This is a genomic window from Bradyrhizobium sp., assembly GCF_049691595.1.
GTDB lineage: Bacteria > Pseudomonadota > Alphaproteobacteria > Rhizobiales > Xanthobacteraceae > Bradyrhizobium.
The window spans coordinates 1-7301 of the sequence record NZ_JBAVNZ010000470.1 but is presented as its reverse complement, the minus strand read 5'-3'; the positions used below and the strand labels follow the sequence as shown (position 1 = coordinate 7301).

Sequence of the window (7301 nt, the reverse complement as noted above, 5' to 3'; positions counted from 1 at the left end):
TTCAAAATGTGTGTTGACGCCAAATAGCGCGGCGTCGGACGTCAGGCTGCCGTCATTTTCCTGCTTTGCCGCTGTACGTCAACGAAATGCTGAAATTCGGCTACCGGCATCGGCCTGGCGAAATAGTAGCCCTGGCCAAGGATGCAGCCGGCAGCCTTGACAAACTCCAGCTCGTTGATGTTTTCGATGCCCTCAGCAGTCGAAACAAGACCTAGTTTGTTGCTCAGCTGCGCGACCGTTTCAACGATGGCGGCGCAGCTGGGACTCGCGATAGCCTCGCGTACAAAGCACTGATCGATCTTTAGCTTGTTGAATGGAAAGCTTCGCAGGTAGCTGAGCGATGAATAGCCGGTTCCGAAATCGTCCAACGCCAGGCGAGTACCGATGATCGTCAATTGGTCGATGATCTCCAAAGCGTGGGCTTCGTCGAGCAAGACGCTCTCCGTGATCTCTATCTCAAGCCGCGTGGCAGGCAGACGGGAAGCGGTCAGCGCTCTGAGTATCGCTGTTGGGAAGCTCTTGCTCCTGAACTGAGCGGGCGACACGTTAACCGCCACGGTTAGTTCACGCGGCCATAAGGCAGCATCCATGCAGGCGCGCTTCAAGACCCATTCGCCAATAGAAACGATTTCCCCCGTCGCCTCAGCGATAGGTATGAAGGTAGCGGGTGACACCCAGCCGCGCGTAGGGTGATTCCAGCGAAGGAGCGCCTCCGCTCCCGCGATCTGGCCTGTTTTCAAATCAATAATCGGCTGATAGTAAACCTCCAACTGGTTTTTCCCCTCGGCCTGATGCAGGTCATCCTCGAGCGCGCGGCGGTCCCGCAACGCATCCTCCATCTCGGGCATAAAAACCCGAACGATGCCGCGACCATCGGATTTGGCACGGTAGAGCGCGAGATCGGCGTGGCGGAAAAGATCGTGGACGGTTACGCCATCGCGTGGGGCGCTTGCGATGCCAATGCTCGCACCAACGCTAACCTTGTTGTTGTTGATGGTCATCGGCTCGCAAATCTCGGAGATGATCCGAGCTGCGAGATGGTCGATCTGGATAGAGTTCTCCAGCGACGGTATGATAAGCGCGAATTCATCGCCGCCCAACCGAGAGACCAGACAGTCGCCTGGGACAGAGCCCCTGATTCGTGTCGCCATCTGTATAAGCAACGCATCGCCAGCGCTGTGGCCAAGCGTGTCATTGATCTCCTTGAACTGGTCGAGATCGATGAACAGCACCGCACAGCTCCGGCCACTACTCAAAATTCCGTTCAAGTGCTCGTGGAGCAACGCACGGTTCGGCAGATCCGTGAGCGTGTCGTAGTGTGCCATATGGCTCAACTTGAGCCGGGCTTCTCTGGTGGCGGTCACGTCCGAACCGGCGCCCCGGTAGCCGCTAAAATGACCGGAATCGTCAAATATCGGCTTGCCGGTGAGTGTCCACCAACGTTCCGTCCCATTGATCGACACAACCACCTCGATACCCCTGAAGGGGACGTGACTCGCGATTTTCTCCGCAAGGGAGCGTGTTCTTCCCACTACGTTGATGCCGTCTCGAATTAACGGATCCTGGACGAGGTCGGAAAGTTGCCTGCCTATCAGCGCGTCCTTGTTCGTTTGCAGGGTCTCCGCAAGACTGCCGGAGACCATCTTCAGCCGACCCTGATCGTCGGTCTCCCAAAGCCAGTCGGATGCGTGCTGCTCGAAATCATTCAGGAGGATCCCGACAAGTTCCTTCTGACGTTCCGCCTCGACCTCACGTTTAAACCGGTCCCTGAACAGGTTGGCGTTCCAGCAGACGCTCGAGAGCGCGACACCGAAATAGAGAACAAGGAAAATACTGAGATAGTAATAGATGTCCTCGCCCAACAGAACCATGTTGATGACGGAACCGGCCACGATGATCCCGCCATAGGCAAGCGCCGCCATCGGAATTGTGGAGAGGCCGAAGAGGCCGACGCAGATCGTGCCGATGACGATACTGGAAATGAGCAGCTTGCCTCCGGCATTCGCATTCGCGAATAGCACAATCGGCATTGCAGACCAGATCACGGCAGGAACCGCGGAATTGACAATCACGCGCGCGATCGCCCGTTTCGAAACGGCTTTGGGTGTCTTGCGTGAGCGCGCGCGAATGCAGTTTTTCAGCCCGATAAACGATGTGAGCATGAGAACGCCGGCCCACAGCGTCAGGAACCAGAAGTTACCTTCGCTCCAGAACATCACGACACACAATATTGCCGCGAAGATGTTGGCGCCCATCATGAACGGGGTGACGCGCAGGATGGCGCTGACCTGCTGAGCGTAAAGACGCCCGGCCAGATCGGCGGGAAGCCCCAGTGACAAATCAAACCAATACCGCACCCTGTGTTTCCGGAATGATGCGAAATCATCGTAGCCGCCGGTTTCGCTGCCAACAGCGCCTTCCGGTCGAGAAGCCTCCGGCATAATTCCTTCCTCCGGGCCGATGATTGTTCGTATTGCAGCGGATAGTCGTGGAGATGATCCTGCCCTCCCCAAGCGAATAATCCCGGCTTCTAAATATGACCCTCCCATCGCGCCGGATTTAACGGAATAGTTAATCAAGCCTCAATTCTGAGCTTGAATTCCGGGGTGCACTGTGATGTCGAAACTTCTTGCCGCGACGCTTCTGCTGATGGTGAATGGATGATCGCCCAAGCGATTGGCGTTGACGACGACGCGACCGCCTCGATAACGGAACACTAACCGTAACCGACCGCCTATCCACCCTCAGCCCGTAGCCCGTAGGGCGATTGGAGCCCGACGGGCTACTATCGGGGCCTTCACGCCGGAAGCGAAGAGTGAGAGTTGATGCAGACCGACGCCCAAGGGCGAAGGCGGGCCGCGCTGCACGCGAGCTACGGCTCGGCAAGCCAACCAAAATATCGAAAACAACCCCATGCAAAGTAACAGGGGGTCGCTGGCATGGATGCTTTACCCGCGAAAACATTTTGACACGTCGGGCAAATCAACGGCACTATTCCATCATCACGCCATTTGTAAAACGCCCATGGCCCTGCCCAACAACGGGCTCTTTGGCGCGATTGCAGGCAAAAAAATCCCGACAATTGAAGTTCCACCGGCTCGCCACAGCGAACGATCGCCTGGGCGTTGCCGAACCGCGCGCTTCACGGTGATGGGGTCCATGCGTCGGCCACCTTGTCGCAGACGCATTTGTATCAGCGCAGGTATAATGAGCGACGAAATTTCCGCAACGATATCATGGCAGACTACGAAATTCGGAAAGCGATGAACCGTAGCCGAGCACCTGAACTCTTCATCAGTCTATTTTTCCATCCGGACAGCAATCCGGTAATTGCAATCCCGGCTCCACATATGGGGCAGACGAGCTTCCACCTCAAAGTAGAAATTCAGACGCCCGGCTTCAGCCCCCGTCCGGGCCGGCCGCGAAAGCTTCGAAACGGACACCGAGTTCGCGGTCGATAAGGTCGCGCAAGATCCTCGAAATCGGCGGACGAGAGGTTTCCAAACCCGTAAGGCATCCTAGAGCTCTTTGTAGATCGGGACAGAGGCCGCGTGCGCGTCGACTATCTTGACGACCTTTTTTTCCAATGGAAGCTTCGTCTTCTGTTCGGACCATACCTGCTTGAAACGCGCGACTGTTTCGGATGCTCTATCCAGCACCAGCTTCTCGGAAAGCTTAGCCTTTGCCGCGAGGTGCTTCAGTTCGTCTTTTGAAAATTCGGTCATTTTCTTGGTGCGCGAATATTTAAGCGCCATCGTTTCATCGGCAACGTACGGGATAGTCGAGAGCAGGTCATAGGCGGGCGATAACGTTGGCGTCCGTCCATCCGCGTAGATCAGGGACCAGTTCTTAAGGTGCATGTCCGCGTTCCCGATCAGAGTGCTGAACACGAGCCGGCGGATAAATTCAGCGATATCAGCGTCGCCGGTTTCGATGCCAAGGACCCCGGCAATGCGGCGGTATGTGGCGTGGTCATACTTACCCTCGGGATAGACACCGAATACTTGCGCGAAGTCTTCAATGTGGATCGGGCCTTTGTCGCTGCGGTCGAACCGCTTGATCGCCATGGCCTGGCCCTTGAGCTCACCGATGCCGTCGGGAAGGCCGTCGATCGCGTCCAGCTCCAGAAGCTGAAGCTCGGGCACGTCCATGCCCATCGATTTAGCGATGGTCATCATTGAAAACTCGTTCTCGGGCACGCCTGCATATTGCTGCGATGGCAGCTTGACGATCCATGACCCGCCGACGCCTTCGGCGGGAACGACGAGGCCGCCTGCTTTGGTTCCGTTTTGCAAGGCTGAGAATTTCAATTGCACGCCAGCAAGTGAGAAGCGCAGCATGTTGCTGCGCGCTTCCGGCGTCATCTCTGCTTCTACTTGGGGAGGAAGTTCCTCCCCTTCTGCTGGATGCACGGAAATCGCGCCGGGGAGGTCGCGGCCCAGCATCCAGAGCAGAAAGAACTCGCTGTGTTGTTTTACACCGGCCCGCTCGGCGAGGTACTTGCGCAGAGGTCCCTCTGGCAGCAGGTTTGAAAAGAATGGCGGGACGACCTGACCGACTGGCTTGAAGTCTGTAACGAGCCCGCCGAATTGATCCTTGAACGACAGGCTCAAAGTCGGTCGATTGGGATCGTCGATATACGCCTGATTGAACGCAAACAGGTTCCGGTTCCCCTGCACGTGGGTGAGGGTGGCAATGGATCGGCCATGCAAATGAACGTTTAAGACGGATACGTCAGGCATCGTCGTCCTCATCATCTATGGCGTACGCTGACCGAGGCGCTTCCGGGGGGCTATGCACCACTCGGTTGCGAAGTTGTTGCAGCTCTGTAGCGATGGCAGCCACAATGTCTTTCGATTGCGGGCTCGCTTGGTGCCGCCGCAATTTGTTGATTGCGTCGGTAACGATCTGAAGATCGGGCTTGCGGAGTGGAGCGCGCCTGAGAAAACGCAGAGTATCGGCGATCCGGTCAAGGTCCGCCGAACTGCCGTATAGCTGCTTCTGCTTGATAACGAGACGTTCCCCCCGTGCGATTTCGCGGAGCGCCGCTTCGCCCTCTTGCGGCGAGGATTGGTCAGTTGATGTTTGACGAAGGATACCCTGGACTGCTGGCAGGAATTTCTTCGGCACAAGCATAACCTCAAGATCGAGCGCCCGCGCCATGTCGATAAAGCTCGAAAGGCCGGGCTCTAAAGTCCCTGTCTCGATTTGGGAGATGTGACCTTGCGTCAGGCCCGAGCGTGCGCTGAGTGCCCGCTGGCTCACGCCCAGGTCCGCCCGGCGGTCCCGGATCGCCCGGATAAGGTCTTCGCTCTTGTAATCCACGATATAGAATCCTTATCAAAAATCCGTCTTGATCATAATAATGTATCGTATCCTAAAAACAATGTTCATACCGATTAGTATTCTAATCTAATAACTGAAATAATAATAATATTACATCAAAATCATTTACTTAGCAAATACGCGGATTCTGGAACGCGACAAGGACAGGGAATTGGGCTCAACGCGCTCTCGCGAAAAACGAGAGCGCAAAGTACGCATCCCTATTCTGGGGAACGGGCGGACCGTATCCCGGTCAGCAAGTCGAATTCGCCTTCCCAAGCAGGGCAATAGAAATTTCGGGTCGTTCCTGAACTGACCCCAACCACCGATTGACCACCAATACACCGTGAACGAACGCGGAAGCTCGTCAAACGACGTCACAAAAAACCTCAATGTTCTCCGAGACCTTCGAGCAAGCAGGGCCGCTCATAACGGTATGGTTGCAGGCCCCATTCGTGCTGGATCCGAAATACCGTCAGCAGTGGGCGAGTGCCATGGCCGCCGGTGACGCGACTTCTGCACCAGAAACGTACCGTTGAGCTCCCAAGTTCATCGATGTCTTTAACTTAGATGGGGTCGGCCGAGTCCGGCCTCTCTTAGACACCCGTTCAACTGATCCGCATCCTCAGCAATGCCGACCGCGAAATGTGCAGAAATTCGCGTTCGCGGCGATGGCGGAAATCCAGCCGTCGCATTCCGGCTAATAGGCTGCCCGCGAGTCTGGTGGCACGCGCAGCCGCCTGCTTTACGATGAACAAGATGGTTGCAGCGCGGCTCAAGATGCTGAGCAGGAAGACTGCCGAATAGATGTCGATGTAGGCCGGTACGTCGCCGACCAGCATCAATTCAAGAGGAATCGGGATACTGTGAGCGTAGGCCAGGATGAGAATGAGGACAGGAATGAAGGCGATGACCTGTCTCAGCGTCAGCCGATCAAGGAAGGCGGCCAGTTGGACGACACAGACTTCCCACAGCCAATCGCTGAAAGCCGCAGGCTTGTCGAGAGTCCACTTCTTCCAAAGCTACTTCCACATAGGTCCATCTGCATCTTTCCCGCACCTTCATACCATGGCGCAGCAAGGCGTGGCCCGAAATGACATCATTGGTTAAAGCCGGCGTCTCTGTTTACTGGCCGGAGGCTCGCAGCGGTAAGATCAAAAAAGCGCAAGACTGACCGGCTAAGCTTAGCTGCAGCGCCCAAATCGTTGCGCATTTCATTGCGCGCAAAAGTCACCGAAAGTATAAGTATTTGAAAGAATGGTCGGAGTGGCAGGATTTGAACCTGCGACCCCTGCGTCCCGAACGCAGTGCTCTACCGGGCTGAGCCACACTCCGACTAGGAACGCGGCTTATAGCCGTGGGGGTCGGCTACCGCAAGCCGCCGATTTGAGGATTTGAATCCTAGTGGATGTGGGCCTGAAAACGCAGATATTGCCGGCCGGCGAGGCCGCCGTAGTGGCGGCGGCGCGGTGCCTCGCTGAGGGCGGGCTGGTGGCGTTCCCGACCGAGACGGTCTATGGGCTCGGCGCCGATGCCGCCAATCCAGCGGCGATCGCAAGGCTCTACCAGGCCAAGGGCCGGCCGGCCTTCAATCCGCTGATCGCCCATGTCGGCGAACTCGACGCCGCGCGGAAAATCGCCCGCTTCGACGCGCCGGCGCTTCGGCTGGCCGAAGCGTTCTGGCCGGGGCCGCTGACGCTGGTGCTGCCCAAAACGCCGGACTGCGCGGTGGCCGAGCTCGCCACCGCGGGCCTCGACACCGTCGCGGTCCGGATCCCCGCCCACCCGGTCGCGCGGAAAATCCTGCGGGCGTTTGGCGGGCCGGTGGTGGCGCCGTCGGCGAATTTGTCGGGCCATGTCTCGCCGACCACGGCCGCGCATGTCGAAAGCGATCTCGCCGGCCGGATCGACCTGATCGTCGACGGCGGCGCGGTCGAAGTCGGCGTCGAATCCACCATCGTAGGCCTGTTTGAGGC

The 7301-nt window shown here is 57.3% G+C and carries 5 protein-coding genes and 1 tRNA gene; 1 reads left to right on the top strand and 5 read right to left on the bottom strand.

All coding sequences use genetic code 11. The annotated features are described in order from the left end of the window. Positions 1 to 41: 41 nt before the first annotated feature. The 5 genes from WCE35_RS19755 to WCE35_RS19735 form a co-directional block, all read right to left on the bottom strand. Positions 42 to 2441 carry a putative bifunctional diguanylate cyclase/phosphodiesterase gene (locus WCE35_RS19755; protein ID WP_424595006.1) on the bottom strand — a complete coding sequence of 800 codons (2400 nt, stop codon included), beginning with the start codon at positions 2439 to 2441 and terminating at the stop codon, positions 42 to 44. A gap of 1077 nt (positions 2442 to 3518) precedes the next feature. Next, positions 3519 to 4742, bottom strand: a complete 1224-nt coding sequence (locus tag WCE35_RS19750) for a type II toxin-antitoxin system HipA family toxin (protein WP_424595005.1) — start codon at positions 4740 to 4742, stop codon at positions 3519 to 3521. Beyond that, positions 4735 to 5325: a helix-turn-helix domain-containing protein gene (locus WCE35_RS19745; RefSeq protein WP_424595004.1), complete on the bottom strand. Its 591-nt coding sequence runs from the start codon at positions 5323 to 5325 to the stop codon at positions 4735 to 4737. The genes WCE35_RS19750 and WCE35_RS19745 overlap by 8 nt, the downstream gene beginning before the upstream one ends. Before the next feature lie 608 nt (positions 5326 to 5933). After that, the gene (locus tag WCE35_RS19740) at positions 5934 to 6167 is read right to left on the bottom strand and encodes a hypothetical protein (RefSeq protein WP_424595003.1); all 234 of its coding nucleotides are present in this window, start codon (positions 6165 to 6167) and stop codon (positions 5934 to 5936) included. Between the two features lie 416 nt (positions 6168 to 6583). Further along, positions 6584 to 6660: transfer RNA gene (locus tag WCE35_RS19735), tRNA-Pro, on the bottom strand. 69 nt (positions 6661 to 6729) lie between these two features. Here WCE35_RS19735 and WCE35_RS19730 point away from each other — a divergent pair. Beyond that, positions 6730 to 7301 (top strand): L-threonylcarbamoyladenylate synthase (locus WCE35_RS19730; RefSeq protein ID WP_424595002.1); only part of this gene is annotated, 572 nt, incomplete at its 3' end.

Bases quoted from the DNA above. Each gene is read 5' to 3' on its own strand.
- WCE35_RS19755 (WP_424595006.1), bottom strand. From the start codon at position 2,441: ATGCCGGAGGCTTCTCGACCGGAAGGCGCTGTTGGCAGCGAAACCGGC.
- WCE35_RS19750 (WP_424595005.1), bottom strand. From the start codon at position 4,742: ATGCCTGACGTATCCGTCTTAAACGTTCATTTGCATGGCCGATCCATT.
- WCE35_RS19740 (WP_424595003.1), bottom strand. From the start codon at position 6,167: ATGCTGGTCGGCGACGTACCGGCCTACATCGACATCTATTCGGCAGTC.